1 protein-coding gene is annotated in these 866 nt (G+C 39.4%); it reads left to right on the forward strand.

Annotation, left to right across the window (positions count from 1 at the left end; genetic code table 11):
• The first annotated feature begins 70 nt into the window (after nucleotides 1-70).
• Nucleotides 71-838 carry an IS5 family transposase gene (locus WJR50_RS34120; protein WP_341297802.1) on the forward strand — a complete coding sequence of 256 codons (768 nt, stop codon included), beginning with the start codon at nucleotides 71-73 and terminating at the stop codon, nucleotides 836-838.
• Nucleotides 839-866: the final 28 nt, after the last annotated feature.

Below are 866 nucleotides of genomic sequence, written 5' to 3' on the forward strand. Positions count from 1 at the left end.
AGAGCATGTTTAAATTTTGAAAAGAGCGGGTCAATGAATAAACTTTAGGTTGACCAAAACTTAAAGATTTATGCAAACTCAATATGAGAAGCTCACCGACCCGCAGTGGCAAATTATGAAAGAATATCTACCAGTGCAAAGACGCAGGAAACATGATCTACGGATTATTGCAGATGCTATTTTTTGGTATCTACGGATTGGGAGTCAATGGAGAAATCTTCCAGAATATTTTCCAAAGTGGCAGATCGTTTACTACTATTTTAGTAGGTGGAAATCGGATGGAACCCTTGAAAGACTCAATGCAGGCTTGAACTGCCTAGAAAGATTAAGAGTAGGTAAAAATGAAACACCAAGCATGTTTTCCATTGATACACAATCCGTTAGAGCAGCGGCTTTTATTGCTGAAGATAGAGGTATAGATGGAAACAAGAAGATAAACGGGCGAAAAAGACATATAATTACAGACACACTTGGGCTTGTATGGGGTGTAGTAGTTCATGCGGCTCATCAAGCCGATGGAGTGATGGCAGAAAAGGTAGTAGAGCCTTTGCAAGGTTACATGCACCGCATGAAAAAGATTTTAGCAGACAAGGCTTACAAGAAGGTGTTTATGGATTGGGTCTATGAGAATCTTTTAGGGGTTGAGATGGAAGTATCCTCTCGCCCACCAACTAGTAATGGATTTGTTCCAATTAAGTGGAGATGGGTCACTGAAAGGACTTTTGGCATCTTCAATTTCTTCAGAAGACTTAATAAAGATCACGAAAAAACTACCCAAAGCGCAGAAGCTTGGGTGCTCTGGCAGAATTGCCAAATTGTAATTCAAAGATTAGCTTGAAACAAAAGCAAATTTTTAAACATGCTCT

This window comes from Catalinimonas locisalis (assembly GCF_038039535.1).
GTDB lineage: Bacteria > Bacteroidota > Bacteroidia > Cytophagales > Cyclobacteriaceae > Catalinimonas.